Raw genomic sequence first — 26,769 nt, forward strand, 5'->3', positions numbered from 1 at the left:
GTTCGACTCGGTTTCGGGGGGTGACTCCTCGAAGTCGCAGGTGTACCGCTGTGTCACGGGTGGTCGCCATCGGCCATCACCCTTTCTCATGCCCTCAGGAGAGGGCCCAAACGTGGGCCTCACCGACGACGTGTGGCGGAGCCGGTTCTCCACAGGTGGGGAAGTGGGACTGGAAAGCGGTGGGCCGCCCTGCTTCACTGATGGTCACGGCCACACGACCGGAGGCCCTGCGCACTCTCCGTGTTCGACCACCGGGTATGGCCGCCCTTGGTACGTACACGGGGGCTCCGGTGCGCCGGAACCCGCGCTTCGACCGCTCTGTGGCCGAAGCCCCCACATGAACGATTCCCCGGCGGGCCCTCTCTACCGTCGGTCAGGAGGTGTTCGGATGGTGTCCACAGCACGGTCGTCGGCGAACGCGCCCCGCGGTGAGGCGGGACGCACCTACCTCGGGTGGCGGCACAGGATCCTCCTCCCGCCGCCCGGTCCCGCCCCCCGACGGCCCGCGCCCGCGGGCGCGCGGATCGTGTCCGAGGAGTGGATCGCCGGGCAGCGCGACAGCGAGGCGCAGACCAACCGTCCGCTCTACTTCGCCCTGGTCGGCCTCGGACTCGTGGCGGCGCTGTGCCCGCTGCTGTGGTGGGGTCGGGTCCTTCCGGGCAGCCTCGCCCTGGGCGGGGTGTTCGCCTGCATGGCCATCGCCGCCCCGGTCGCCGTCGCGCTCCTCCAGAGCCGCCAGGTGATCGCCCGGCGGCTGGAACGCGCCGAGGAGCGGCTCGCCACCGAGCGCGACGAGCGCGAGCGGGTCCTGCACGACCGGCAGCGTCGACACGCCGGACGGTACACCGAGTGGCAGGCGGCCGCCCGCGCCTACGAGGCCCAGCCGCGCTGGTACGGGATGACGGTGCCCGCGGGAACCTCCTCGGTGGTCGTGGTCGGCGGGACGGACACCGGCTGGTCCGCGCTGCTCACCACCATCGGCATCTCCCGGTTGCGGGAGGGCGGCGACCTCACCGTCGTCGACCTCACCGGCCACGCTGTGTCCCGGGAGCTCGTTCGACTCGCGCGTCGCTGCGCGGTGGAGCCACGACGGTGGGTGCTTCCGGCCGACCTCCCGCGGATGACCCTGGGAACCGGTCTCGACGCCGGCCAGCGCGCCCGCGTCCTGTCCGCCGTGGCCGCGGCCTCCGGCCGGGGCGAGGACGTCGACGCGGACGAGACGCTTCTGCTGCGTCTGCTGGAGGTCCTCGGCCGGGACGTGGACATCGCCCGACTCATCGGTGGCCTGCGGGCCCTGCTGACCCCCGCGGACGACGACGCCGAGGACGATCCGGCACTGGCCCGGCTCACGCAGAGAGAACGCGCACGGGTACGGGACCGCTGTGCGGGCGACCCCGAGGTCCGCGAACGGGCCTGGGCGCTGGAACAGCGGCTCAGCCCGTTCGAGGCGGTCGGCACGCGTGCCGACGACGCCGACTACGCCCAGGTCAAGATCATCTCCACGGACCGCGCGTCGGGGGCCGCGGCGGCTCGGGTGTACGGCACCTACGCGGTGGCCGCGCTCAGCGAACTCCTGGAGGCGCGCGAGGTCGCCCCCGCCGCCCGGGGGAGACGCAGACCTCCGCGGGTGCGTCCCGACCGAATCCGCACCGTGGTGATCTGTGGGGCCGAGGCCCTTCCCGAGGGAGAACTCGACCAGGTCCTGGAGTCCGCGGAGGACGGCGGGATCGAGGTGGTGCTGATGTTCCGCCACGCGGTACCCGACGCGCTCCGGTACCTCTCCTCCACCACCTGTCTGCCGGTGGTGATGCGCCAGCCCACGCGGGACGACGGACTCGCGAGTGTCATCGCCGAGGTGGTGGGCGGCGCCGAGGGCGAGAGGGAGGACCTGAGGATCCACCGGCTCACCGAGGTGATCGGTGCGGCCGTCGGCGACGCGGTCACCGCACCCGACGGCGACGGTGCGGACGGCTCCGACGACGAACTCCTCTTCCCCTCCCCGCACACCGAGTCGGGAGCGCTCATGCGCAACGCGGCCGCCTCGATCGCCCCGCTGGACCTGGTCCGACATGTGAGATCCACCACGACCTGGGGGAGGGCCACCGCCGAGGCGGCCGAACTCGACACACCGGTCTCGGTGGAGGGCGACGAGGAGACCATGGTGGGGATCTGCGGCATGGACGCGGAGTCGCTCCGCGAACTGCCGCCCACGGCCGCTCTCGTCCTGACCTCAGAGGGGCCTGTCCTCACGGACACCAACCCGGGTATCCTCACCCTGTCCACCGCCACCCTCGCCACGGCCGAAGACCACCGGAACTCCGGTGCCGGTGGGGGCGTCGGCCAGGACGGGAGAGCCGAGGCCGCCATCCCGACGGCGGCGCAGCGGCCCTCCCCGAACGGCGGGCCGCCGGTCGCACCTCCGACCGACGACGCGCGGAACGGCACATCGGTGGGGGGTACCGGGACACGGGACCTTCGGGAAACGACCGCACCGGTGGTCGACGAGCGGCCCGACCCGACTCGGGTCCCGCCCAACCTCGGGCCGCCGCCCGAGCGTTTGGACTGGCGGGTCTGAGCATCGGTGGACACTAGGCTTGGCCCGACACATCGCCCGCCGCCGGAGCGCGTGCACGCGGGTGATCTAGCGATCGTGGAGATTTGATGAGCGAGCTTCCCTTGCGCGCCCAGTTGGCCTCGGTACTGGGCAGGAGTGCGGCGAGCCTGTCCAGGGCCACCGGACGCGGAGACGGCTCCGTCATCGGCGGACGCGTCGCCCTCAAGGTGGAACCCGACCTGCTCGCCAAGCTCTCCCAGGGCCGTCGACTGGCCCTGGTCAGCGCCACCAACGGCAAGACGACCACGACCCGCCTCATCGCGCAGGCCCTGCGCGAGTTCGGCGACGTGGCCACCAACGAGTACGGCGCGAACATGCCCACCGGGCACATCACCGCGCTCTCCGACAACAAGTCGGCGGTCAACGGTGTGCTGGAGGTGGACGAGAAGTACCTGCCGCAGGTCCTCAAGGCCACCAACCCCTCCTTCGTCGTGCTGATGAACCTCAGCCGCGACCAGATGGACCGCGCCTCGGAGATCAACCTGCTCGCGAAGAAGTGGCGCACCGCCCTGGCGCAGAGCAACACCCACGTCATCGCCAACGCCGACGACCCGCTCGTCGCCTGGGCCGGCCTGGGCGCTCCCAACGCCACCTGGGTGTCGGCCGGTCAGCGCTGGAAGGAGGACTCCTGGTGCTGTCCCGAGTGCGGGGGTCACCTCAAGCGCGACGTGGACCCGTACTGGCAGTGCCCCGAGTGCGGCCTGGCCCGCCCGGAGACCACCTGGAGCGTGGACAACGAGACCGACACGCTGGTCGCCCCCGGCGGTCAGCAGATCAAGCTCCGTCTCAACCTGCCCGGTGACGCCAACCGCGCCAACGCCGCGATCGCCGCCGCCACCGTCGCCGGATACGGCATCCACCCCGAACGCACCGTCGAGCGCCTGCGCGAGATCACCTCGGTCGCCGGGCGCTACACCTCCGTGGTCACCATGGGCGTGGAGGTCCGGTTGCTGCTCGCCAAGAACCCGGCCGGTTGGCTGGAGTCCTTCGCGGTGCTCGACCCGCCCCGTGTGCCGGTGATCCTGGCGGTCAACGCCCAGATCCCCGACGGTAAGGACACCTCCTGGCTCTGGGACGTGGACTACCGGGTCCTGCGCGGGCGCCGGGTCTTCATCATGGGTGAGCGTCGCACCGACCTCGCCCTGCGTCTGGAGACCGACGAGGTCCCCTTCGAGGTCGCCGACCGGGTGGACGAGGTGCTGGCCAAGCTCAAGGCCGAGCGTCCCGACATCACCAAGGTCGACGTCATCGCCAACTACACCGCCTTCCAGCAGATCCGCACGGCGTACGGCCGCGTCCAGTAGGAGACTCCCCATGTCGAACACCAGCAGCGCACTGCGGATCGTGTGGATCTACCCCGACCTGCTCAGCACCTACGGGGACCAGGGCAACGTCCTCATCCTCAAGCGCCGCGCGGAACTGCGCGGCATCCCCACCGAGATCGTGCACGTCCACTCCAGTGACGCGGTGCCGGAGCAGGGTGACATCTACCTGCTCGGCGGCGGCGAGGACCGGCCGCAGATCCTGGCCGCGGACCGGCTGCGCGCCGACGGTGGTCTGGCCCGTGCCGCGGCGCGCGGCGCCTGTGTCTTCGCGGTCTGCGCGGGCTACCAGATCATCGGTGAGAGCTACGGCGACGACGAGGCCAACCCGCTCCCGGGCGTGGGCATCATCGACATTCGCAGTGGTCGCGGTCAGACCCGCGCGGTGGGCGAGATCGTCGCCGACGTGGACCCGACCCTGGGCGTGGGACGGATCACCGGCTTCGAGAACCACCAGGGCCGTACCGCGATCGGACCGCAGGCCCGGCCGCTGTCCACCACGGTCAAGGGCATCGGTAACGACGACCGCACCGAGGGCGCCTACCAGGGCCAGGTGCTCGGCACCTACCTGCACGGGCCGGCGCTGCCGCGCAACCCGCAGCTCGCCGACCTGCTGCTGCGTTGGCGTGTGGGCGCGTTGAACCCGCTTCCGCCGGCCTGGGGCGAGCGCCTGCACGAGGAGCGTCTGGCCGCCGCGTTGCGTTAGACGGCGCCCGTCCGGGGCCTCCACGGCGCTTCGGTCGGGTTCGGGGCCCCGAGGCCGAGCGGGAACCGTCGGTGTCCGCCGGCGCCCGAACACACCCCCGGTCGAACACGCAGGATCCAGGCCGCAACCGAAGGGCCCGGTGGGACATGGCGAATTCCAACGGTCGTCGCAACACGTGAAGTCGGTTGGTCGCCGTCAGGAGCCTAGCGAGACGCTCGGCTGGGGTATCCCAGCCGAGCGTTTTGCGTGGCCGGGAGTTGAGTTGGGCGGCGACCGCGTCCAGGTCCTGCCGTGTATGGACCGCCAGGTCCGTGCCCTTGGGGAAGTTGGCGGAGCAGCCCGTTGGTGTTCTCGTTGGAGCCGCGCTGCCAGGGGCTGGCCGGGTCGCAGAAGTAGACCGGGATGTCCGTGGCCAGCGTGAACTCCCGATGAGAGGCCATCTCGCTGCCCTGGTCCCAGGTCAGGGACCGCTTCAGCAGAGGCGGTAGGCCCCCCAGGGAACCCGTGAGGGCCTGGTGGAAGTGCTCGGCACGGTGCTGGCCCTCGGGCAGGTGAACGAGCATCACGAACCGGGTCGAGCGCTCCACCAGGGTGCCGATCGCGGACTTGTGGGCCTTGCCGATGATGAGATCCCCTTCCCAGTGTCCGGGGACGGCCCGGTCGGCGGCTTCGGCCGGCCGTTCGCTGATCATTACCATCGGCGCGGTGAACCGCGGCCGACGCGTGTTCGCCTGGCGGTGGGGGCGGCGTTGACCCCGACCAGTTCGCTGGCTCTTCTACTGCTCAGGCCCGTTTTCACGAGCCGCAAGTATTCCGCCCGCTCACGAGCGAGCTTCTTGCGGCCCTGGGGTTCCCGGTCCTTGCGGATCTCGAAGTCGTGCATCGCACCCCTCCAGAGGTGGGGTGTTGCAACGACCACTAGAACCCAAGCATCCCCACCGGGCCCTTCGGCCGTCCGGGAATGCCGTGCCTTCCTCGGGCCTTGTCACCCCATATGAAGGCGATGGCACTGGAGACCTACGGTTCCGACGACGATCTTCGAGCGAGGGAGCTTCCCGATCCCAAGGTGGCTCCCGGTGAGGTGCTGATCCGGGTGCGGGCCGCCGGCGTCAACCCGGTGGACTGGAAACTGGCCTCGGGCGGCCTGGACGGGATCATGGAGACCCAGTTCCCACTGATCCCCGGGTGGGACGTCGCGGGTGTGGTCGAGGCGGTCGGGCTCGACGCGGGTGAGTACTCCGTCGGGGACGAGGTCTACGGGTACGTCCGCAAGGACTGGGCCAAGAACGGGACCTACGCCGAGTTGGTCTCGGCCCACGTCCGCATGCTCGCGCCCAAGCCGGCCTCACTCGACTGGCGAGAGGCGGCGAGCGTTCCGCTCGCCGGTCTCACGGCGCTGCAGGCGCTGGACCGGGTCGAGGTGGGGGCCGGGGACACCGTGCTGGTGCACGCCGCCGCGGGTGGTGTGGGCTCGTTCGGCGTGCAGATCTCGGTCGCACGGGGCGCGCGGGTCATCGGTACGGCGAGTGAACACAACCACGAGCACCTTCGTGCCCTGGGCGCCGAGCCGGTGACCTACGGCGAGGGGCTGGTCGAGCGGGTCCGCGCCCTGGCCCCGGAGGGGGTGGACGCGGTCATGGACTTCGTGGGCGGAGGGGTGGCCGCTCTGCCGGTCACCGAGCACCGGGAACGTGTGGTCTCCATCGCCGACGCCGAGGTCACCGGGCGCGGCGGTCGCTACGTGTGGGTCCGCCCGGACGCGGACGGCCTCGTGGAGCTCTCCCGGCTGGCGGACGCGGGCGACCTGACGGTGCACGTGGACCGGGAGTTCCCGCTGGAGGAGGCGGGTGAGGCGTGGCGTCTCAGTCGGACCGGTCGCACACGCGGCAAGATCGTCCTCACCCTGTGAACATCGCGCCGTGATAGGCCGGGCCCGGTGGTCGGTCCCCCTTGTGCCTCGCGCGTTCGGGGCGGGCCCGACCCGTTCACGGGCGGTGGCGTTGGAACAGCGGGGACACGCGCCCCATGCCGAGCACGTGGGCGAACTCGTGGTCGGTGAGGCCGTTCTCCCCGTGGGGGAGTGTCCGGGCCCGCCAGTGGGGTTCGGGGTCGACGGTCCCTTGCCGGTCGTCCCGGTCGGATCGTGTCACTCTGGCCCAGAGGCCCGCCGTTCGGTGGCTTGCGCCCATTCTCGTTCCCCCGATGCGTCCGTGGCCGTCAGACTCCTTCGGGGAAGATAACGAGCGGGTCGTGCTCCACGGGTGATAACACAGAAAGAAATGGTGATGACTCTCCGTGGTGGGCGTCTTTTTCCGGGCGAGGGTGGGCAAACAGGGCACAATCGCGGAATGATCGTGATGTGTGCTGTGTCACAGGGGTATGCGTTCCACCGGTCCGACCCCAGGATCCTCCGGGCGCGGTGGGCGGATGGCCCGGCTGCTCCTGATCCCCGCTGCGGCGCTCCTCGCCGCCGGCATCCTCGTGACGGCGCTGATCACCGTGGGCGGGGTCCCGGTGCCCGAGGTGCGGATCGTGGTGGGTGAGCAGGAACCCGAGGGGGCCGGGGAGGCCCCGGCGGAGGAACCCGGACCCGCACCCGAAAGCACGCCCGAGCCCCCCGAAGAACCGTCCCGCGAACCCACCACCGAGCCGAGGAACCCCGGCGAGGGTGAGCGGACGGGTTCAGCGTCGGAGCCGTTGTCGTCCTTCAGCGGCTCCTCCACGTCGGTGGGACCGTTCCGGGTGGTGGTCGAGACCGCCTACGCCGACGCCACGGTCACCGACGGCAGGGGCTCCGACGCCGAGGCGCCGTCGGGCATGACCTACTACGTCTACCGGGTCGACGTCACCAACGAGGGATCCTCACCGGCGATCTTCGACAGTGCCGGGACCGAGGCCTTCGCGCCGGACGGCACCTCGTACACCAACGACGTCGAGGCCGAGGTGACCGTGGCCTGGGACTACTTCTGGGACGAGATCGACCCCGGTACCACGGTCACCACGCACCTGATGTTCCTGGTCCCCGAGGGCACCGAGTTCACCCATCTCCAGGTGTCCGGGCAGAGCGAACTGCGGCCCTCCTGACCTACTACCGGGGGCGGCGACGCAGGTCGATCTGGGCGTTGGCCCCGGTGTCCGGGTCGACGATGACCTCCTGGCCCGCGGCGATACCGTCCACGACCAGGTCGACGTCGCTCGGCACCGTGCGCTTGACCAGGCCGAGGGCGATCGGACCCAGTTCGTGGTGGCGGGCGGAGGTTCCCACGCGGCCGATCCGGCGCCCCTCCAGTTCGATGTCGGCACCCACCGCGGGAAGACGTTCGACCGTGCCGTCCAGGTGCAGCAGGACCAGGCGGCGCGGCGGACGACCCAGGTTGTGCACCCGCGCCACCGTCTCCTGACCCGGGTAGCAGCCCTTGTCCAGGTGCACCGCGGAGCCGATCCAGTCCATCTCGTGCGGGATGGCGCGGTCATCGGAGTCCAGGCCCGCCCGCGCCCGGTGCGAGGCGATCCTGTGCGCCTCGTACGCCCACATGCCGGCCGGACGGGTCCCCGCCTCCGTCAACCTCCCCGCGGTCGTCACAAGCTCCTCGGAGGGCACGAACAGGTCGGTCTCGTCCTCGGTGGCCCGAACGGCCGGGACCTCCACCGCGGCCACGGCCTTCTCCCGGTCCGGGCCCAGCACCGTCAACACCGACAGGGAGTCGGACAGGTCCGTCACCTCCACCCGCAGCATGAACACCATGGAGTCCAGGAAGCGGGCCAGTTCGGCGGCGTCACCGGGTTCGGTGTGGATCCACGTGGACTCACCGTCGTCCACGAGCGACAGGTGGTGCTTCAGCCGGCCGCGCGCGTCCATGATCAGCGCCTCGGTGCCCACCCCGGGCGCCAGGCCCCGGGTCAGCTGGCTGGTGAGGTCGTTGAGCCAGCCCAGACGGTCGGCTCCGGTCACCCGCACCACGCCCCGGTTGCTCCGGTCGACCCAGGCGCTGGAACGTTCGATCGCGCGGCCCTCATGGGAGGGGTCGCCGTAGTGCGCGGCGACGTCGGTGTCGGGGCTCTCGGCGCTCACGGCGCCCGGGGTGGTCAGCAACGGCGAAGTCATACCGCCGAGGGTATCCGCCCCGTCCAGGCCGTCACGGAGGCGTCGTTGACCTGGGGATACAGATCACAGAAAAACACTTGCCCCACCCGGGGGCGGGGACGTACCTTGACTGGCACGCAGGAAAGGAGGTGGTCCGAAAGATGGTTGATCTCAGGACTGGCGAGGTGGCCGTCCGCTAGGGCGACGCCGAGCATTCGCTCGACGTACGTCGTAGGCGAATCCCAGACGGACACCCGAACCCCGGGCTGTCGGACCTTGTCCGATCCGACCCTCACAGAGGAGACGGCCCGGGGTTCGTCCATGTGCGGGGCCCCCGTCGCGAGCGCGACGAGGGCCCCGGACATCCTTACTTGCCGTCGCCGGGCTCGAGCGTGGCCACCCGCTTGAGCTGGGCGGACATGTACGACTGGAGTCCCTGGCCGCGGGCGGCGAGGTCCCAGGCGTACCCCAGGGTCTCGCTTCCGTCGTTGAACAGGCCGTACAGGCGGTGCGAGCCCTGTACCTCCAGGCCCGTGATGGTCCGTACGATCCCCGCGCTGCGCATCTCCACACGGTTCGCGAACACGTTGCCCTCGTAGGACTCCAGGTAGCCCTCGTTGTGGGCCACCATCACCTCGATGTGGACGATGTTGTTCTCGTCGTCCCCGGCGTACTGCGCGGTGTCCCCCTCGGAGAGGGCACGCCAGTAGCCCGACTCCTCGGTGACCAGTTCACCGGTGGTCCCGTCCGGGTTCATGCGCCAGGCCTTGGCGGTATAGGCCAGGTAGGGCAGGCCCGCGCGCGGGGTGAACTCCAGTTCCTGACCGAACTGGAACTTTTCCTCTTCCACGTAGCCGGCGACACCGACGCCTTCCCAACGTCCGAACAGGAAGGCCAGTTTCGCCAGATCAGGGTGTACCGCAGCGTCCATAACCTCCGAGACTAGCGGCGTGTTCGGAGTGCCGGTGACGTCCCACGCACCGCCACCCTCGGGCCTTGGACTGGACATGCCCAATTGGCCCCGCTTTCCCGGAGAACTGGTAAAGATGGTGAACGGACACGGTGTGGTCGCGGGGCTCGGAACCCATCGGTGTCCCCACCTCCGACATGCTTTCCAAAGGGGCTGCCTGTGTTACTGGTGATCGGTCTGGCGCTGCTCGCCATCGCGGTGGTCCTCCTGCCACTGGCCCTCATGGGCCTGCGACGGTGGCACCGGCAGCGCGGCTTCGCCCTCCTTCTCCCCTCCGCCCTCATCGAACACGAGGGGAGCCGTGTGACCCTGACCGGGGTGACGGCCCCCGGCCCCGCCGGACCCCTCGCCTCCGGACTGGCCGGCGTCGAGTGCGTCTGGCACGGCCACGAGGTGCTGCGCCACTACCGCCCCCTGGCCCGTGACCAGGTCGAGGGCCAGGTCAGTGACCGCACCTGTGACTCCATCGCCGACTACGGCTCCGAGGACCTGTTCGGTCTGGTGGGCGAGGGACGTGCGGCGGACGGTCAACGGATCTTCGTCGACCCCGCGGGCACCGCGCCGCAGGAGGCGGAACTGTGCCTCAAGCGCAAGGTCGGCCGCCCCCAGCCCGGGGTCGCGGCGGCCGCGGACGAGCTCCTGCCCCGGGTGCGCGGACGGATCTCCGGGATCTTCCGGGGCGAGACCATCGAGTTCGAGTACCGCGAGTGGGTCATCCGCCCGGGCGCCCCCGTGCGCGTCACCGGGCGCGTGCGGACCCGGGACGGGCGGATGGTGCTGGTCGGTTCGGAGGAGGACCCGCTCATCATCGAACACGGTGTGCGGGAGGGTCCCGCCCGCGTCGCGCCCCGACGGACCGAGGCCCTGTCCCTCACCGTCGCCTGCGGGCTCTGCGCCGTGGTGGGCGTGGTGCTCACCCTGGTCGCCCTCTCGGTAGGCTGACGCACATGTCTCGTTCCCTGGTGGTCAAGGTCACGGCCGGCGACGACGCCCCCGAACGCTGCAACCAGGCCTTCACGGTCGCGGCCGCCGCCGTGGCCAGTGGCGTCGACGTCTCCCTCTGGCTGACCGGTGAGTCGGCCTGGTTCGCCGTCCCCGGGCGGGCCGAGACCTTCGCACTCCCGCACGCCGCCCCGCTCCACGACCTGCTGGCGGTGGTGCTCGCCTCCGGACGCGTGACGGTGTGCACCCAGTGCGCGGCCCGGCGCGACCTGACCGGCGACGACCTGATCGACGGGGTGCGCATCGCGGGGGCGCCGACCTTCGTGGAGGAGACCCTCCGGGACGGGGCCCAGGCCCTGGTCTACTGACCGCGCCGTACCCGCCGCGTCGGCCCCCGACACGAACGTGCCCGTACCACCGACGGTGGTACGGGCACGGCTGTTCCCGCCGGGGTTACTTCTTGCCCTGGTTGGCGACGGCCTCGATGGCGGCCTTCGCGGCCTCCGGGTCGAGGTAGGTGCCACCGGGGACGGTGGGTCGGAGGTTCTCGTCCAGCTCGTAGACCAGCGGAATACCGGTGGGGATGTTCAGCCCCGCGATGTCGGCGTCGCCGATCCCGTCCAGGTGCTTGACCAGGGCGCGCAGCGAGTTGCCGTGCGCGGCGACCAGCACGGTCCTGCCCGCGGCCAGGTCCGGGACGATGTTGTCGTACCAGTACGGCAGCGCGCGGTCGAGCACGTCCTTGAGGCACTCGGTGCGCGGCAGCAGTTCCGGCGGCAGCAGCCCGTAGCGGGCGTCGCCCGCCTGTGAGTAGGGGTCGTCGTCGGCGATGGGCGGCGGGGGCGTGTCGTAGGAACGGCGCCAGGTCATGAACTGCTCGTCGCCGTACTCGTCACGGGTCTGAGCCTTGTCCTTGCCCTGAAGGGCGCCGTAGTGACGCTCGTTGAGGCGCCAGGTGCGCTCGACCGGCAGCCAGTGCAGGTCGGCGGTCTCCAGCGCGAGGTTCGCGGTGCGGATGGCGCGCTTGAGCAGTGAGGTGTGCAGGACGTCGGGGGTCACCCCGGCGGACTTGAGCAGTTCCCCGCCTCGGCGGGCCTCGTCCTCGCCCTGCGCGGACAGGTCCACGTCCACCCAGCCGGTGAACAGGCCCTTCGCGTTCCAGACGCTCTCACCGTGTCGCAGCAGTACCAGAGTTCCCATGAGGACCAGCCTAGTACTCCGGCCGCGGAGCCGTTCGACCGAGTTCGCCCGCCCGCGCCGGGGCGGGCCGACACCGTCCCGGCGCGGGCGGGTCAGCGTCGGCGAGACCAGGCTTGATCACCCCTTGATCGACCTAGGGGTGCATGTTGTCACTTCTCGCCCGGAAAGCCGCCGATACTCCCGATTCACACGAGAACGGAAGAGCGGTACGTCCGCTTCCTCACTGGACGACGGCGGTCCCGCGTTTTCGCCGCGTGACGCAGGCGTCGGCGCCAGGACCCACTCCCGAGGAACGGTGGAGCCATCCGGAGAGACGGACACGACACGCCCACGAATGTTCTGGTGCCCGGCGGTGCGGGCTTCATCGTCTCCCACTACGTCGGTGAGCTCCTTTCGGGCACCGAGGACGTCACGGTGACCGTGCTGGGCGCGCTCACCTACGCCGGTCACCGGGCCAACCCGGCCCCGGTCGCCGACGATCCCCGGCTCACACATACCGGTCCGACCGGCGGAGGAGTTCGGCGACGACCACCCCGACCACACCCTGCTGTTCGCGTGGAACCACGCGGAGGAGATCACGGACAAGGAGGGGGCGCACCGGGCCGCCGGCGGAAAGTGGATCGTGTACGTCTTCGACGTCCGCGTGGTCTGACCCCGCCCCGGCGGCGGTCGGAAGGCCCCGGAACACCGAGCCGCCGGACCCCGCACCATGCCCGGCCGTGCCCTTTCGAGGGTCTCCCACTCGGTCGTCCAGGGGCGGTGCGTGGAGACCACCGTCCACTACCTGCATGCGGAGTCCGACAGCGGCATCCGGCACTGCACCGATGCCCACCCGATGCACCTGTTCACCCGCGAGGACTGCACGCGGGCGTTCGAGCGCGCCGGACTCGGGGTCGAATTCCTCCCCGTGGAGCAGGGGGGCGTCTTCGGCACGGGCCTCTATGTCGGCACGCGCTGACGGCGCTCCGGTTGCGCATGACCGGGAGCGGCCGGGTCCCGGCGGTCGGTCGCGGTCAGGTGCGACCGGCCTCGGCAAGGTCGTCGGCGATGCTCATCACGTAGGCGCCGTAGTCGGAGTTGGTCATGCGCGCCCCGAGTTCCCAGCAGTCTTGGGCCGAGATCAGGCCCATGCGCGCCGCGACCTCCTCGACGCAGGCCACGCGCACACCCTGGAGGCTGGCCAGGAACTCGACGTACTGTCCCGCTTGCAGCAGGGAGCTGGGCGTCCCGGCGTCGATCCACATGTAGCCGCGTCCCAGGTGTTCGATCCTGGCCTGTCCCTGAGCCAGGTAGGCCCGGTTGACGTCGGTGATCTCCAGTTCCCCCCGGGCCGAGGGGCGCGTCTGGCGGGCGATCTCGACGACGTCCCGGTCGTAGAGGTACAGACCGGTGACCGCGTTGTTCGACCTGGGGCCGAGCGGTTTCTCCTCGATCGACACGAGGTTTCCTCGGTCGTCCGTCTCACCGATGGCGAAGCGTTCGGGGTCGGAGACCGGGTAGCCGAACAGGGTGCATCCCGGTTGGCGTTCGGCGGCTGATCGCAGGAGCTCCTGGAAACCGGACCCGTGAAAGATGTTGTCCCCGAGGATCAGGGCGGAGTCCTCATCTTCGACGTGGTCGGCGCCGATGAGGTAGGCGTCCGCGATTCCCCGTGGTTCGGGCTGCTCGGCGTAGGAGATGTTCAGGCCCAGATGGGCGCCGTCCTCCAAGAGCCGCTGAGCCGGAACCAGCGAGTCGGGTGCGCAGATGACGAGGATGTCCCGGACCCCGGCCAGCATGAGGACGGAGAGCGGGTAGTAGATCAGCGGCTTGTCGTAGACCGGGAGCATCTGCTTGGACGTACACCGCGTCACCGGATACAGGCGGCTGCCGCTGCCGCCGGCGAGAAGGATGCCCTTCATGCCGAACGCCTCTCTATCGGGGGGGAGAACGGGGGGTGCGACGCCCTTCGGTGAGCGGGCGCGGTCCTGCTCCGCGGGGCGCTCGGCCGTCCGGTTCCGGTGGGTTGCGCGGCGCGGGGGAGGGGTTCGGTGTGGGCGAGGGGTTCGAGGTGGGGTGGAATACTCCGCTGCCCTGCGCGCGGATTCGAGGGCGTCACACGCGGACGTGGTGACCGTCGGCTCGCTCGCCACAGAAAACGGAACGCCACTGTACTGTTCCCCGAGCCATATGGCCAGAGGGCGATTAATGGCGTCCGATCCCGCTCTCGCCCAGCACGGATGGGCGGCGGAAAAATCCGCACGGTTGGTGCGTGGAACGGTCGTAAAACCCTGATTGACGAACTGGAATGCCCACTGCCGTCCGCTTGAAACATCTGCTTATTCGTCCGGTGGTCGACCTCGGCGGGGAGAAGGTCGGGGCGGTTCGGGTTCGCTGCCCGGAGACAGAAACCGGGTCCGTCAAGGGGTCGATAAAGTTTCCGCACAATTGCACTCCATTCAGATTCCATCATGAAGTGACACTGATTCCAGCGGCGCTGGCTAGCCTCCAATTCAGCACCTGTCACCGACGGATAGAGCCACCTCCGAGGAGTACCGTGTCGAGGACGAATCAGCGGGATGCGGAACACGTTCAGGGTGCGCCGCCGCCCAGTGGCGGGGCGTCGCCCTGGTGGTCGGCCCTGACCCTCGAAGAACGGGGAGCGGGCCCCGAAGCCCCGCTCCGGTCGGGGGCGCCCGACTCCGGCGGCGGATCCGCCTCCGAGCGTGCGCTGCGCAAGTACGACAAGTGGCGCGCGCAGTGGCCCTTCAAGGAGGACGAGGGCCTGCTCGCCGAGCGCCTGAAGCCGCTCGGTCTGACCCCGGGCGCCCTGCCGCGCCTGATCGACGAAACGGCGCGCGACCTCCGGGACCGCTCCGATCGGACCCCGTGGTGGGTCGCGGAGCTGACGGAGCGCCTGTCCTCCGCGGACCAGGCTCGGCCCGCCGCGAAGTCCTCGCCCGCGGACACCGAACCACACGGGTTCCTCATACCGGCCGCCCCCCTGCTGCGCCACGGCCTGGAGCGGCTGCGCGAGGGCATGGCCGCGCTGGCCCCCGACTTCCCGCTTCGGATCGACATCGAAGCCGTGGAGAGCAGTCTGCTGGAGTCCCTGCACAGGGAACTGGTCCAGATCATCGCCCGGACGGCGGTTCTGGAGCTCAACGTCGCCCGTCTGGAGGGCCGCCTCACCTCGGGCAGCCCCGAGGAACGCTACGAGGAGTTCGTCGGCCAACTGGCACGTCCCGAGCGTATGCGTGAGTTTTGGAGTGAGTACCCGGTCCTCGCCAGGATCACGGCCGAAAGGGTGGACCAGTGGGTCCGCCACAACCTCGCGCTGCTGGCCGACCTGGCACAGGACTGGCCTGCGATCCGCGAACGCCTCCGGGTTCCCGAGGGGACCCGTACCCTCACTGAGGCCTCCCTCGGGCTCGGTGACCGGCACGCCGGCGGGCGCAGCGTCAGCTCGCTGCGGTTCGACTCCGGCTTCCGCCTCATCTACAAGCCCCGGCCGCTCTCCGTGGACGCGCATTTCCAGGAGCTGCTGGAGTGGACCAACGACAACGGCCAACCCACGCCCTTCCGTGTCCTCGACGTGGTGGACGCGGGCGACCACGGCTGGGTGGAGTTCGTGGAGGGCGCTCCCTGCGAGTCCGCGGAGGAGCTGCGCGACTTCTACCGACGGCAGGGCGGGCTGCTGGCGCTTCTGCACATGCTCCATGCCGTCGACTTCCATTTCGAGAACCTCATCGCCTCCGGTCCGCACCCCGTCCTGGTCGACCTGGAGACCCTGTTCCACCCCAACCACTGGATGCTCGGCACGGGCAACGCGGCCCCCGCGAACGTCGCGATGGGCGACTCGGTCACGCAGACCGGCCTCCTGCCCCGTCGGAAGTACTTCGCCGGCGACGACCAGGACGCCGGAACCGAGACCAGCGGTCTCGGCGGTCCCTCCGGTCAGTTGACCCCCTACGCGATGCCCTACTGGGAGGACTACGGCTCCGACGAGATGCGTCTGGACCGCAAGCGGCAGGTCATCGAGGATCCCGGTGCCAACCGTCCCACGCTGTCCGGCGGCCGGGTGAGCGCCGTCGACCACGTCGAGGACATCGTCGAAGGGTTCGACTCGACCTACCGCCTCCTGTGGCGCCACCGCGACGCACTCCTGGCTCCGGGCGGCCGCGTCTCGAACTTCTCCGAGGACCGCGTGCGCTTCATCGCGCGTCCGACCGCCACCTACGCCCTGTCTCTCGTCGAGAGCTACCACCCCGACGTGCTGCGGGACGCGCTGGACCGTGACCGCCTGCTGGACCACCTCTGGATCCCCCGGGACCGGGACCCCGTCCGATCCGCCCTGTGCACCTCCGAACGCCGCGACCTCGAACACAACGACGTCCCGCTGTTCCACATGCGCCCCTCCCAGCGGCACGTCTGGGACTCCGCGGAGCGGATCCACCCGGACCTGCTCGACCGCCCGATCATGGAGTCCGTGCGTGAACGCTTCCAGGAGATGGGGGAGGCGTCGCTCGCCCACCAGCTCTGGTTCATCCGCGCCTCGTTCACCACGCTGTCGGACGACGCGACGCCCGAGACCAGCCGTCGGCTGCACGCCGAACGGCCGGCGACCGAGCGGGAGCTGGTCTCGACGGCGTCGGCCATCGGCGACCGACTGGCCCAGCTGGCCCTCGGTGACGACGACACCGTGGACTGGGTCAGTGTCAACCTCGTCAACCAGCGTTCCTGGACGCTCGGCCCGGCCGGCAACGACCTGTACTTCGGTCAGTGGGGCGTGGCGCTCGCCCTCGGCTACCTCGGTTCCCTGACCGGCGAACGGCGCCACTCCGACCTCGCGCGGCGCGTGGTCGACCACATGACGCAGCACGTGCTCGGCGATGGGGACCACGACGCCCACGACCACGGTTCGGTGCTGGCGGAGAACATCGGCGCGTTCCACGCGGGACCCGCCGCCATCTACGTCCTCTCCCACCTGGGCGTCCTGTGGGACGACCCGAAGCTGCTCGCGCGAGCGGGAGAGGTCGCGCGGATCGTGGTTCCGGGCATCGACACCGACGATCGCCACGACATCCTGGGCGGGTCGGCGGGGCTGCTGTGCGTACTGCTGAGCCTGTACCAGACCACCGGCGACCAGGACGTACTCCGCCACGCCATGCGCTGCGGGGACCGCCTGATCGACCAGGCCACGCCGATGCCCGACGGCCTGGCGTGGCACACGCCCCGCTTCGGTCCCGCGCCGCTGGCGGGGTTCTCCCACGGAGCCAGTGGCGTGGCCCACGCTCTGCTGAAGCTGTTCGAGGCCACGGGAAGGCCCGAGTACGCGGAGACCGCCGAACGCGCCATGGCCTACGAGCGGGGTCTCTTCTCGCCATGGCTCGGTAACTGGCCGGACCTGCGGGAGGCGCAGCAGCCCGAGGAGGTCCTGGCCCAGGACGGCCCCCCCTTCATGATCGCCTGGTGCCACGGGGCTCCCGGCGTGGGCCTGGCCCGTCTCAGCGCGCTGAGCGCGCGCGTGGACGAGGAGAACGCGCGAGGCGAACTGGACACGGCCGTGGAGACGACGCTGCGACAGGTCGACCTGCGCGACGACTCCCTGTGCCACGGTTCGCTCGGCAATTTGGACTTTCTGACCGCCTCCGCCGTCGCACTCGGTCGCACGGACCTCCGCGAGCAGGTGCTCCGGTTCGCGTCCGGCCTGCTCAGCGACGCCGACGAGGACGGTTGGAAGTGCGGTATTCCCGGTGCTGTGGAAACGCCGGGGCTCATGACTGGACTCTCGGGGATCTGTCTCGGTCTCCTGCGTGTGGCCTCACCCGACCGTGTGCCTTCCGTGCTCACACTCGCACCTCCCGGGCCGGTCGCGCGCGAGGTTCCGGCGACCCCGAGATCCGAGAGCGGGACGACGATCGTCGTCCCGTGAACCCCCACAGAGACGAGAGGAAGAGGCTCAGATGACGAAGATCGACATCATCCGTGCTTGGAAAGACCCGGAGTACAGGGACGGACTGACCAGTGCCCCCGCGCACCCGGCGGGCGTCATCGAGTTGCCCGACGAGGCGCTCAACGAGTCCGGCGGCGCGCAGGTCATGGAGACGGAGACCGGTTGGTCCTTCGGCTGCTGTGACTCCGTGACCCTGGACCCGGTCAGCGGCGCCTGCTTCTGGTACTGCTGATCCACCGACTCCCTTCCATCGATCGTGACGTCACCCCTCTTGCCCGGCCCCGCGCGTGAGTGACGGCACAGGCCCAATGCCTTGACAGCGGAGGGTCCCCCAAGCCCAGGGTGACCCTCCGAGCGGGTGGCCGCGACCGTGTCGCGGCCACCCGCTCTTCGAGTTCGGGGGCCGAACCCCGTACGCGCCGGACTGGACGCCCAATGGCGGCAAGGGGTGGACGTCGACCGGGGCGTCCCGGCGGGAACCGCTCAACCGACGCGTTCGCGCACACGCCGTTCGAGCTCGCGCACCACCTCGCTCGGGGCGGGCATCTCCGTGACGTCGCGCCGCAGCTGGTCCGCGCCCTTCGCGTACGCCGGATCCTCGAGAACCCGGCGCACAGCGTCGCGCACACCGTTGACCAGTTCCTCCTGCGGTTCGACGGAGACCCCCGCGCCCGCTGCCTCGAGTCGTGCGGCCCGGGCCAGGGTGTCGTAGATCTCCGGGTGGACCACCTGCGGCACCCCGGCCGCCATGGCCGTGCAGAAGGTGCCCATGCCCCCGTGGTGTACGACGGCCGAACAGGTCGGCAGTAGGGAGCTGAACGGGACGAAGTCGACCAGGCGCACGTTGTCCGGGACGCGCGTGATCGCCCCTCGCCGTTCGTCCCCGTGGAAGGTCGCCACGATCTCCGCGTCGATGTCACCGAGTGCCTCGACGAGTCCCGGGACGTCGACGAGGTCGACGCCCAGGCGTTCGCGGACCGAGGCGCCGAGCGTGACGCAGACCCGGGGCCGCTCGGGCGGGTGCCGCAGCCACTCGGGCACGTCGGCGGCTCCGTTGAACGGCACGAACCGCATGGGCACCCTCTCGATGTCCAGGTCGTACCGGAAATGCTCCGGGAGCTGGTCCACCGTGAAGGAGCCGGTCACCAGGTCCTCGTGGAAGTCGACGCCGAACCGGGCCGCGCGTTGGGCCACCCATGCGCCGAGGGCGTCGGGACGGTCCTCGGCGGGCTTGTGGGCCAACAGCTCCAGGTACCGCCGCCTGAACCTTCCCTTGAAGTCCATGGCCCACGTCAGGCGTCCGTGCGCGGCGCCGCAGGCCTCCGCGGCGATCGCCCCGGCGATGGACGAGGACTCCCACAGGACCAGGTCGGGCCGCCAGCGCTCGCAGTGCTCCACGAGACGGTGCAGGATCGGATCGTTGATGAGCCTGAACTCGAACCCGACCATCGAGTCGTAGTGGCCCTTGAGGTAGTCCCAGGTGAGCTCCTCGTCCGGGGCGTCACCCTTGAGGTAGAGCTGGGGTCCGTCGGAGCGCTGTCTGGCCTCCATCAGGTGCGGGCGGCGGTTGTAGTAGTCCCACAGGACGTGATCCCGCCCGACCGGGACGGCCGTCAGACCGGCCGCCCGCACGAACTCCGCCGATTCGGGGTGCCCCGCCACCTGGACCTCGTGTCCGGCGGCGATGAAGGCCCACGCGAGCGGGGTGATGAGCTTGACGTTGCTGTTCTCCGGATAGGTGACGAAAAGGACTCGCACGGGTTCTCAGACCTTCCAGACGGGGGACGCGCGCCCGATTCACCCCAGTCCCGGGTGGGCGCTGAGGATGTGTTCGGTGAGGTCGTGGCTGGTGCCGCCCTTGAAGTAGGCCATGTGCTCGGCCAGCACGACGTCGAGTTCCTTTTCCAGGTGGACGGCGAGTTGGAACCCCGCGAAGGGGTCCATGAAGTCCAGCGGGAGCGGGTCGGGCTCGTGTTCGTCGAGCCCGACGATCATGTCCTTCATCGCCAGGCAGTGCCGCCGTACGAGGGCGTGCAGTCGCCTCTTCCCCAACGGGCTCGGGCCCCAGTGCTCCGCCAGGGCTCCGACCACGTCCTCGACGTCCCGCAGCGCGGCGTCGGTTCCCTCGGACAGCAGGACACCGCACGGGTTGAGGACGATCTCGTCCACCCCTGCCTCGTAGTAGCGCGCGATCTCCCGCGCGATCTCCTTCGGCGTTCCGGTGGCGAACACGTCGAAGTTGACCAGTGCCCGCGCACCGGAGACGGGGTCGGCCGGATCGATCGCCAGCCCCGCTGACCGGAGCATGGCCGCGTAGTGCGGCTGAGACAGGTGCAGTCCCGCGCCCCGGTAGGCGATCTCGTAGGGGTCCCGGCCCTCGCGTGCCACCGCGAAGTGCTTGACGGTGACCAGGCGCGGGCGCTCCGGGCGTCCGGCCCGCTCCGCACCCTGGTCGAGGGCGGGGACGATGGTCTCCTGAAGGTAGTTCGACGGGGTCATCCAAGTGATGGCGCTGTCGGCCACCTCACCGGCGACCTGTGCCATTGCCTTCCTGAGCACTCCCGCGCCCACCTCGACCGGGGGATGCTCCATCTTCTGCAAGGCCGTGGGGCCCATCGAGAGGTAGCGCCCGTCCACGGACACCCTCTCGCCGTCGAGCAGGCCGCGGACCGCGCCGAGGTACTCGCGGATCGCCGTCAGCGGACTCGCGTACGGCTCGCCCCGCGACATGGCCACGAACTCGGGCGCGCCCAGTCCGTACCCGGCGACGTAGGGACGTCCGGTCAGGACCGCCGCGCCCCTGGCCTGGAGGGCCGCTTCCAGAGGGCTCCGCAGCGGGGTCAGTGTGACCGAGGTCCCGCCGTGGACCCCGTGGCCGGCGGCGGCCAGGGACACGTGGATCTGGTGCGGGTCCAGCGCGAGGGTCTGCCCCAGCCACAGGCGGCGCAGGCCCAGCTTCCGCACGCTGGCGGCGAAAGTGAGCGGCTCCTCCAGTGATGGCGCGCTCGTGGGGAGGATGAGGGATACTCCCCGGTCCCGGATCGTCGTCAATTCCCCGTCTCCGTCCTGGACATCGCCGCCACCGGGAACTGCGGCACGGGCTCCGAGCGCAGGATCGCCTCGTAGATCTGCTGGAGATTGCCCCCCGGCCCGGTACCGGTCTCCTCGGCCAACCGCGTCCGCAGTCCGTGGAAGACCGCGAGGGCCTCGGCCTGCCGGTTGCATTCGTACAAGGCGGTCATCAGCAGTTCGGCCATGGGCTCACTGAGCGGGTTCAGCTCGACGTACTGCCGCAGTTCCGGGATCACGTCGCGGTGGCGGCCCAGCAGGAAGTCGAGTTCGATGCGCCGCTCGATCGCCATCAGCCGCTGCTCGACCAGGTTCAGGCGCATGGACTGCGCCAGGGGGCCGACCAGGCCCACGAGCGGCTCCTCCCCCCACATTCCCAGCGCCTCGCTGACGAGTTTGTGCGCCAGCTCGAGCTCACCCGACGCCTTGGCCTCCTGGCTCCGGCGGATCAGGCTGTTGCACCTGTTGCGGTCGAGGGAGTCGGGGTCGATCTGAAGGACGTACCCCTCCCTTTTCCGAGCGATGGGCAGTCCGACCCAGTCGGGCTCCCCGCAGGGCGCCAGTTTGCGCAGTCGATAGACGTAGGGCGGAATGATGCGGCTTCCGCTCTTGGGAGGGTCGTCTCCCCACACCTCCCGCAGCAGGCGGTCCACCGAAACCGTCTGGTTATAACTGCGTAGCAGGGAAAGCATCACGGATTGTTGCCGAAGGGGTCCCAGGGGCAGTTGAGAGGACCCGACTTGAACGCGGAAGGCACCAAGGATTGAGAAGTACAGCTCGCCTTCTCCAGTCACTCCACACTCCGATCCAATCCCATTGTGGACAGGGAACCCATTTGATATTTCACCTTGGGTGGTGAATCATCCTCAGCGGGTTCCGGGTCTCCAATGTTCATGATCTGCCGATTCACCAGATCGCGGTACTGGTGGTTTGATGCCACCAGCTCACGGTGAGTTCCCCTCCCGATGACCCGTCCCTCCTCCAGAATCAGGATCTGGTCCGCGTGTATCACCGTGGACAGGCGGTGGGCGACCACGATGAGGGTGCGGCGCTCCGCGGCCGTGAAGACCGCCTGACGCATCGCGGCCTCGTTGGCCGCGTCCAGCTGGCTCGTGGGCTCGTCCAGGATGAGCACGGGCGCGTCGGCGAGCAGGCCTCGGGCGATCGCCAGCCTCTGGCGCTGGCCGCCGGACAGGCGTACGCCGTCGTCCCCCACCTCCGCATCCAAGCCGTCCGGCGTGCGCTGGAGGATCTCACTGAGGTTCACGTCCTCCAGAACTTCGAGCAGGCGCGCGTCCGTGGCGCCGGGCGCCGCGACGAGCAGGTTCTCCCTGATGGTTCCGGACATGACCGGAGCCTCCTGCTCGACGTAGGCGAACTTCTCCCGGACCTGGGCGTGCGTGAGGTCTCCGATGTCGGTCGAGTCGACCCTGATACTGCCGGAGTCGGGGTCGTAGAAGCGTTCCACCAGGGCCAGGATCGTGGACTTGCCCGCTCCGGACGGCCCCACGAGCGCGGTCAGGGTCCCCTTCTCCACGGTGAAGCTCACCTCGTTCAGAACCGGACCGTCGCCGTAGTCGAACGTCACCGCGTCGAATTCGAGCGCCGCCGAGGAGGGCGTCCGATCCGGCCCGGGTGCGGGGGGCGTCTTTGATCGAACCGCCGTGCCGCCCTCGGGCGGGATGCGGAGGATCTCTCGGATGCGGTCCCACGCGCCGAGTCCGGCCATGATCTGCGTGTAGGCCCCGATCGCCTGCACCAGCGGGTTCACCAGCAGGAACAGGTAGAGGACGAACGCCACGAGGTCACTCACGGAGATCGCGCCGGAAGCGACCCGGGCGCCGCCGACCCCGAGGACCAGGAGGAAGGCGGTCTGGGTGCCGAGCGCGCTCAGGGGCGCGATGAGCGCCCGCCACCGGGCCAGCCGGAGCCCCGCCTCGTAGGCGCGGAGCGTACGCTGCCCGACCTCCGCGGTCTCCCGGGCCTCCGCCCGGGCCGCCCGAATCGTGCGCACGGCGGAGAACGCGCGCTCGACCGACGCGGTGATCTCACCGACACGGGCCTGGGCCTGCTCGGAGAGGGGGCGCATCTTTCGCGCGGCCAGGACCGCGGTCGACAGCCCGAACGCGAGACCGACCAACGTGGCCAGGAACAGCGTGGGGTCGACCAGGAGCATGGCCGTGGCCGCTCCCAGGGCCATCAGCGCCCCCGCCACGAGCTCGAAGACACCCGAGGTCACGAGCGCGCGCAACATGCTCGTGTCGGCACTGACCCGGGAGAGCAGGTCGCCGGTCCGACGCCGGTCGAACTCCGCGATGGGCAGGTGCATCAGTCGGTGGGTCAGGGCGTCGCGCAGCCGACGGACGACGGACTCGCCGGTCCGTTGCAGCAGGTAGTCACGTACCCCGTTGCCGATCGACGCGCTCAGCAGCACGATGACCAGGACCGTGACCAGGAGACCCACCGGCCTCGATTCGGTGATCGCGTCGATGACCCCGGAGACCAGGAGCGGCTGCGCCAGGGAGAGTCCGGTCGCGACCAGGGACAGCGAGCCCGCCGCCACGAGTACCCCGGTGTGGCCTTTCAGGTAGGAGAGTAGGTGACTCACCCGCGAGCCGTCGGCGTCCCCGCCCTCCGGTACACCTCTTTCCGCTGAATTTTCTGAGTACATTCGTGGGGGATCACCTAACGCCTTATCAGGACAACGGTTTGCATGATTTATCAGGAATGCGGGCTTGCTCAAAACCACGGCAAACCTAGGACATCAAACCTCCTGGCACAACCCCTTATCGTGCCCCGACTCCTGTGTGCGCGGCACCTCCCCGATGTGGAAAATGGAATTCCGATGACCGCGGGATGACTTTTCGCTGACCGGCCGGGCGGACCGCAGAGGCGTTCGGCTCTGACCCAGGTCCCCGCCTGCGCGAACCCAGGGATGGCCGACCGGCGCGGCGGTTGCGGCACCTCCGGATCGCCGGCGTGGAGAAGTGTCGCGCGCACTCGGCGGATCAACCGCATCCGGTTCCGGCTCTTCTGGGCGTACGGAGACGAGAGCGAGGTCTTCACGGCCGCCCGTGGCCGCAACCGGCCATCCTCGAAACCGTCGAACAGTGGACCCCGGACAACGGAATGACCGCGTGCCCCCGCGCCCGGAACGCGTGCCGGATGGACACACTCCGTGCACTTACTCTGCCGCGAGGAACGTCATCCCCCATGGCGCCCCTCCGTATGCGTGCTCTCCGGGCGCCGACCGTTCGCGATGATATGTCGACTCCCTCCCCTGCCTGGTGAGAGCTCCTTCCACATACGGGAGCAGCGATCATGCGATCATCGATCGCCGCCCCGGCGGAGAATCGTGCCGGCGGCGCCGAGACCACCGTTCGGGTGACCCTTCGCTGGTCACGCGATTTGGGCCTTCTCACCGTCGGTGATCGAGCGGGTAATGGGCGGCGTGGTTTTCTTCGCCCGCACCCCACCCGGAGCCTCTGCTTGCGTCCGCATTCGACCCGATAAAGACTGATTTTCGGGACGGGACTCCATTCGCAACGGGGGGTGGCGGATGGCGTGGCCTCCGGAGCGCCGTGCCGTCCGCGTGCCGACCGGGTGGGCGCCGCGGGGCATCCGTCCACCCGACGGGCCGCTCTCCATGTCGAGGATCATGGCCTTGAACTGCGGATATATGGCCCTTCGAGGGCAGAGGCTGATCGCGGCCCGCGCTGAGTCGGCGCCCGCGTCCGGCCCGACCGCGGGCCGCGCGGGAAGGGCGGAGCAGCGGATCCGAGACCGGGGTCATCCCTGCTCAGACATGATGACGGGCCGCCGGGTGAGTGGCGGGGGTTCGCACGGGCGGACCTTTGGCGCAGCCGTCCGGAATAGCTTTTCTCGTCCGAGCGTATGGTCCAGTCGGGTCGCGGCCGTTATCGTGGTGCGGCGCGAGTCCGTGCTGTAGTAACTGCGGCTCCCGCATTTTTGTCGTCCGCCGGAGACGGAGGTATTTAGTGGAAACGTCTGTAGGAGTAAAGAATAGCGAAGAGATATCTCCCGCGGTCGAAGTCCGGGACCTGGTTTGCCGTTACGGGGACTTCGAGGCGGTGTCCGGACTGTCCTTCGACGTCAAGCCGGGTGAGCTGTTCTCCTTGCTGGGGACCAACGGCGCGGGGAAGACCACCACCATCGAGGTGCTCGAGGGTTTCAGCCGCCCCAGCTCAGGGAGCGTCTCGGTCCTCGGGGAGGACCCCTACGGCCGGCCGCCCCGCCTACGCGCGCTGACCAACGCCGTGCTCCAACACAGCGGCACCTTCCCTGAGTTGACCGTGCGGGAGACGGTCGAGCTCGGGAGGGGACTGTGCAAGCGCCCCAGGGGCAGGGACGAACTGCTGGAGCGGGTCGGACTCGCCCACCGCTCCCGGGTCTGGGTCCGTGACCTCTCCGGCGGTGAACAGCGCCGCCTCGACCTCTGCCTCGCCCTGGTCAACCGCCCCCGCGTCCTCTTCCTGGACGAGCCGACCACGGGGATGGACCCTGAGGGGCGCCAGGACGTGTGGCAGGTGCTCACCGACGTACTGGCGGAGGGCACGACCGTCCTGCTCACGACCCACTACCTGGAAGAGGCCGAGCGGTTGTCCGACCGCCTGGCCATCATGCACGCCGGTGAGCGCAGGATCGCGGGGACGGTCGACGAAGTCGTCTCACAGTGGGGCGACCGCGTCGAGTTCGCGCTGACGGACGACGTGCGGGAGGAGGACCTCCCCCGCGTCCCGGGGGCGTCCTTCGCGGACGAGCGGATCAAGAACCAGCGGCGCGCCGTGTACACGCTCGGCGACGGGACCGGGCCCGAGCGGTTGGCGGGCTCGCGCCGGCAATGGGCGCACACGGCCACGAAACACCTTTTGGACTGGGCGGAAGGTCAGGGTGTGCGGCTGAGTGACCTGCGTGTGCGCAGCGCCTCGCTGGAGGACGTGTTTCTGGAGATCGCGAAGGAGGGATCGCATGGTGAGTGAAGACAAGGTGAGCGCGGGTGAGACGGGTACGGGTGAAGCGCCGCCGACGGACGGGGCCGCGGATCAGGACACCGCCAATCAGAGCTGGATCAAGCAGGTCCTGCACCTGTCCCGGGTCGAGCTCCTCCAGCTGCGCAGGGCGCGTATCACCCTGCTCTACCTGTGCGGGCTCCCCGTGCTCTTCGCGTTCATCTCGTTCAGCACCCAGGGTCTGTACTCGGACTCCGGCGACCACGTGGACGCCGGGGCGGCGAGCCTCTTCAGCATGATCGCTCCGTTGGCGGCCGCCATGGGGTTCCTGCACGTGGCCAACCTCTTCGCCGTCCGGCGTGACCGGCACATCCTCAAACGGCTCCGCGTCGGCGGAGTGACGCCCTCGGCGGTCTACGCGGCCGCCACTGTGCCGGTCCTCGCCTTCGTCCTCGTCCTGACCCTGGTCCTGAGCGGTATCGGCTTCGCCGCCGCCGGCCAGCTCCCGGCGGCGCCGGGCATGCTCTTGGTCGCCGTCGTGCTTTCGTCGGTGAACATGACCCTGCTCGGCATCTGGTTCACACGTTTCACGCGCAGTGCCGAGGCGGTCCAGCTGGTCGCCCTGATCCCGCTCATGCTCCTGCTCTTCGGTAGCGGCTCCACCCTGCCGCTGGAGTTCCTCTCCGACACCGTGGCCCGGTTGGCGTGGTTCACGCCGCTGGCCCCGCTCGTGGACCTGTTCCGCTCCGCCTACTTCGGCTCGGACTTCTTCGGTGGCCAGGTCAGCCAGGTCGAGCAGCTCGGGACCGCGGACTTGTGGATGGCCTCCCTCCCGGCGGTCGGTCTGTCGCTCCTGTGGCTCGCCGTGAGCTGCTACCTGCTGCGCGGGCTCTCGTGGTCGTCCCGGAGCTCGGAGTGAACCGACGTACCGTCATCGGTACTCCACCGCCGTGCCAT

Annotated in this window: 22 protein-coding genes and 1 pseudogene; 13 read left to right on the forward strand and 10 right to left on the reverse strand. The window is 69.8% G+C overall.

Annotated features, from left to right (window positions below):
- The first annotated feature begins 388 nt into the window (after positions 1-388).
- The 3 genes from DSY14_RS08820 to DSY14_RS08830 all read left to right on the forward strand — a co-directional run bounded on the left by DSY14_RS08820 (position 389) and on the right by DSY14_RS08830 (position 4,642).
- On the forward strand, positions 389-2,575 hold the full coding sequence (locus tag DSY14_RS08820) for a hypothetical protein (RefSeq protein WP_211715998.1): 2,187 nt from the start codon (positions 389-391) through the stop codon (positions 2,573-2,575).
- Positions 2,576-2,661: 86 nt separating this feature from the next.
- A complete protein-coding gene (locus tag DSY14_RS08825; RefSeq protein ID WP_211715999.1) occupies positions 2,662-3,918 on the forward strand; it encodes a Mur ligase family protein in 1,257 nt (418 codons plus the stop codon).
- 10 nt (positions 3,919-3,928) lie between these two features.
- Entirely contained in the window at positions 3,929-4,642 is a 714-nt protein-coding gene (locus tag DSY14_RS08830; protein ID WP_211716000.1) for a type 1 glutamine amidotransferase, read from the forward strand.
- Between the two features lie 190 nt (positions 4,643-4,832).
- Here the strand turns inward: DSY14_RS08830 and DSY14_RS08835 are convergent.
- Positions 4,833-5,409 (reverse strand): annotated as a pseudogene (locus DSY14_RS08835) (IS30 family transposase); the annotation flags it as partial.
- A gap of 227 nt (positions 5,410-5,636) precedes the next feature.
- Between DSY14_RS08835 and DSY14_RS08840 the strand changes: the two are divergent.
- Positions 5,637-6,551 (forward strand): NADP-dependent oxidoreductase, encoded by a 915-nt coding sequence (locus DSY14_RS08840; protein ID WP_211716032.1) that lies wholly within the window; start codon positions 5,637-5,639, stop codon positions 6,549-6,551.
- A 76-nt stretch (positions 6,552-6,627) separates the two neighbouring features.
- Here the strand turns inward: DSY14_RS08840 and DSY14_RS08845 are convergent, their stop codons facing one another.
- Entirely contained in the window at positions 6,628-6,792 is a 165-nt protein-coding gene (locus tag DSY14_RS08845) for a hypothetical protein (protein WP_211716001.1), read from the reverse strand.
- Between the two features lie 277 nt (positions 6,793-7,069).
- Here DSY14_RS08845 and DSY14_RS08850 point away from each other — a divergent pair, with 277 nt between their 5' ends.
- On the forward strand, positions 7,070-7,726 hold the full coding sequence (locus DSY14_RS08850; RefSeq protein ID WP_211716002.1) for a DUF4352 domain-containing protein: 657 nt from the start codon (positions 7,070-7,072) through the stop codon (positions 7,724-7,726).
- 4 nt (positions 7,727-7,730) lie between these two features.
- Here the strand turns inward: DSY14_RS08850 and DSY14_RS08855 are convergent, their stop codons facing one another.
- Positions 7,731-8,747, reverse strand: a complete 1,017-nt coding sequence (locus DSY14_RS08855; RefSeq protein WP_211716003.1) for a folate-binding protein YgfZ — start codon at positions 8,745-8,747, stop codon at positions 7,731-7,733.
- Positions 8,748-9,093: 346 nt separating this feature from the next.
- Positions 9,094-9,657: an FABP family protein gene (locus DSY14_RS08860; RefSeq protein WP_211716004.1), complete on the reverse strand. Its 564-nt coding sequence runs from the start codon at positions 9,655-9,657 to the stop codon at positions 9,094-9,096.
- A 198-nt stretch (positions 9,658-9,855) separates the two neighbouring features.
- Here DSY14_RS08860 and DSY14_RS08865 point away from each other — a divergent pair, with 198 nt between their 5' ends.
- Both DSY14_RS08865 and DSY14_RS08870 read left to right on the forward strand, forming a co-directional pair.
- Positions 9,856-10,638: a GIDE domain-containing protein gene (locus DSY14_RS08865; protein WP_211716005.1), complete on the forward strand. Its 783-nt coding sequence runs from the start codon at positions 9,856-9,858 to the stop codon at positions 10,636-10,638.
- 5 nt (positions 10,639-10,643) lie between these two features.
- The gene (locus DSY14_RS08870) at positions 10,644-11,006 is read left to right on the forward strand and encodes a DsrE family protein (protein ID WP_211716006.1); all 363 of its coding nucleotides are present in this window, start codon (positions 10,644-10,646) and stop codon (positions 11,004-11,006) included.
- A gap of 85 nt (positions 11,007-11,091) precedes the next feature.
- Here DSY14_RS08870 and DSY14_RS08875 read toward each other — a convergent pair whose 3' ends face one another.
- Positions 11,092-11,838, reverse strand: coding sequence for a phosphoglyceromutase (locus DSY14_RS08875; protein WP_211716007.1), 747 nt, complete (start codon positions 11,836-11,838; stop codon positions 11,092-11,094).
- 493 nt (positions 11,839-12,331) lie between these two features.
- On the opposite strand from DSY14_RS08875, the gene DSY14_RS08880 reads away from it, so the two are divergent.
- Together DSY14_RS08880 and DSY14_RS08885 are read left to right on the forward strand one after the other, a co-directional pair.
- A complete protein-coding gene (locus tag DSY14_RS08880; protein ID WP_307851171.1) occupies positions 12,332-12,490 on the forward strand; it encodes a hypothetical protein in 159 nt (52 codons plus the stop codon).
- 111 nt (positions 12,491-12,601) lie between these two features.
- Positions 12,602-12,796, forward strand: coding sequence for a hypothetical protein (locus DSY14_RS08885; protein WP_211716008.1), 195 nt, complete (start codon positions 12,602-12,604; stop codon positions 12,794-12,796).
- A gap of 55 nt (positions 12,797-12,851) precedes the next feature.
- Here the strand turns inward: DSY14_RS08885 and rfbA are convergent, their stop codons facing one another.
- A complete protein-coding gene (gene rfbA, locus DSY14_RS08890) occupies positions 12,852-13,739 on the reverse strand; it encodes a glucose-1-phosphate thymidylyltransferase RfbA (protein WP_211716009.1) in 888 nt (295 codons plus the stop codon).
- 635 nt (positions 13,740-14,374) lie between these two features.
- Here rfbA and DSY14_RS08895 point away from each other — a divergent pair.
- Both DSY14_RS08895 and DSY14_RS08900 read left to right on the forward strand, forming a co-directional pair.
- The gene (locus tag DSY14_RS08895; RefSeq protein ID WP_211716010.1) at positions 14,375-17,752 is read left to right on the forward strand and encodes a type 2 lanthipeptide synthetase LanM family protein; all 3,378 of its coding nucleotides are present in this window, start codon (positions 14,375-14,377) and stop codon (positions 17,750-17,752) included.
- 31 nt (positions 17,753-17,783) lie between these two features.
- A complete protein-coding gene (locus DSY14_RS08900; protein WP_211716011.1) occupies positions 17,784-18,005 on the forward strand; it encodes a mersacidin/lichenicidin family type 2 lantibiotic in 222 nt (73 codons plus the stop codon).
- Between the two features lie 251 nt (positions 18,006-18,256).
- Here DSY14_RS08900 and DSY14_RS08905 read toward each other — a convergent pair whose 3' ends face one another.
- The 4 genes from DSY14_RS08905 to DSY14_RS08920 all read right to left on the reverse strand — a co-directional run bounded on the left by DSY14_RS08905 (position 18,257) and on the right by DSY14_RS08920 (position 23,450).
- Positions 18,257-19,531, reverse strand: a complete 1,275-nt coding sequence (locus DSY14_RS08905) for an activator-dependent family glycosyltransferase (RefSeq protein WP_211716012.1) — start codon at positions 19,529-19,531, stop codon at positions 18,257-18,259.
- Positions 19,532-19,570: 39 nt separating this feature from the next.
- A complete protein-coding gene (locus tag DSY14_RS08910; RefSeq protein ID WP_211716013.1) occupies positions 19,571-20,824 on the reverse strand; it encodes an LLM class flavin-dependent oxidoreductase in 1,254 nt (417 codons plus the stop codon).
- Positions 20,821-21,534: an AfsR/SARP family transcriptional regulator gene (locus DSY14_RS08915; RefSeq protein WP_211716014.1), complete on the reverse strand. Its 714-nt coding sequence runs from the start codon at positions 21,532-21,534 to the stop codon at positions 20,821-20,823. Before DSY14_RS08915 ends, DSY14_RS08910 begins: the two co-directional genes overlap by 4 nt.
- Before the next feature lie 98 nt (positions 21,535-21,632).
- Positions 21,633-23,450, reverse strand: a complete 1,818-nt coding sequence (locus DSY14_RS08920; RefSeq protein WP_211716015.1) for an ABC transporter ATP-binding protein — start codon at positions 23,448-23,450, stop codon at positions 21,633-21,635.
- Between the two features lie 1,390 nt (positions 23,451-24,840).
- Here DSY14_RS08920 and DSY14_RS08925 point away from each other — a divergent pair.
- Positions 24,841-25,842, forward strand: a complete 1,002-nt coding sequence (locus tag DSY14_RS08925) for an ABC transporter ATP-binding protein (RefSeq protein ID WP_211716016.1) — start codon at positions 24,841-24,843, stop codon at positions 25,840-25,842.
- On the forward strand, positions 25,832-26,731 hold the full coding sequence (locus DSY14_RS08930) for an ABC transporter permease (RefSeq protein ID WP_211716017.1): 900 nt from the start codon (positions 25,832-25,834) through the stop codon (positions 26,729-26,731). The genes DSY14_RS08925 and DSY14_RS08930 overlap by 11 nt, the downstream gene beginning before the upstream one ends.
- The last annotated feature ends 38 nt before the right edge of the window (positions 26,732-26,769 follow it).

This window comes from Nocardiopsis sp. MG754419 (genome assembly GCF_018207095.1).
In the GTDB taxonomy this organism is placed as follows: Bacteria; Actinomycetota; Actinomycetes; order Streptosporangiales; family Streptosporangiaceae; genus Nocardiopsis.

Excerpts from the sequence above, each read along its gene's own strand:
- DSY14_RS08820 (WP_211715998.1), top strand. The coding sequence starts at position 389 with ATGGTGTCCACAGCACGGTCGTCGGCGAACGCGCCCCGCGGTGAGGCG.
- DSY14_RS08825 (WP_211715999.1), top strand. The coding sequence starts at position 2,662 with ATGAGCGAGCTTCCCTTGCGCGCCCAGTTGGCCTCGGTACTGGGCAGG.
- DSY14_RS08830 (WP_211716000.1), top strand. The coding sequence starts at position 3,929 with ATGTCGAACACCAGCAGCGCACTGCGGATCGTGTGGATCTACCCCGAC.
- DSY14_RS08840 (WP_211716032.1), top strand. The coding sequence starts at position 5,637 with ATGAAGGCGATGGCACTGGAGACCTACGGTTCCGACGACGATCTTCGA.
- DSY14_RS08850 (WP_211716002.1), top strand. The coding sequence starts at position 7,070 with ATGGCCCGGCTGCTCCTGATCCCCGCTGCGGCGCTCCTCGCCGCCGGC.
- DSY14_RS08855 (WP_211716003.1), bottom strand. The coding sequence starts at position 8,747 with ATGACTTCGCCGTTGCTGACCACCCCGGGCGCCGTGAGCGCCGAGAGC.
- DSY14_RS08860 (WP_211716004.1), bottom strand. The coding sequence starts at position 9,657 with ATGGACGCTGCGGTACACCCTGATCTGGCGAAACTGGCCTTCCTGTTC.
- DSY14_RS08870 (WP_211716006.1), top strand. The coding sequence starts at position 10,644 with ATGTCTCGTTCCCTGGTGGTCAAGGTCACGGCCGGCGACGACGCCCCC.
- DSY14_RS08875 (WP_211716007.1), bottom strand. The coding sequence starts at position 11,838 with ATGGGAACTCTGGTACTGCTGCGACACGGTGAGAGCGTCTGGAACGCG.
- rfbA (WP_211716009.1), bottom strand. The coding sequence starts at position 13,739 with ATGAAGGGCATCCTTCTCGCCGGCGGCAGCGGCAGCCGCCTGTATCCG.
- DSY14_RS08900 (WP_211716011.1), top strand. The coding sequence starts at position 17,784 with ATGACGAAGATCGACATCATCCGTGCTTGGAAAGACCCGGAGTACAGG.
- DSY14_RS08915 (WP_211716014.1), bottom strand. The coding sequence starts at position 21,534 with ATGCTTTCCCTGCTACGCAGTTATAACCAGACGGTTTCGGTGGACCGC.
- DSY14_RS08930 (WP_211716017.1), top strand. The coding sequence starts at position 25,832 with ATGGTGAGTGAAGACAAGGTGAGCGCGGGTGAGACGGGTACGGGTGAA.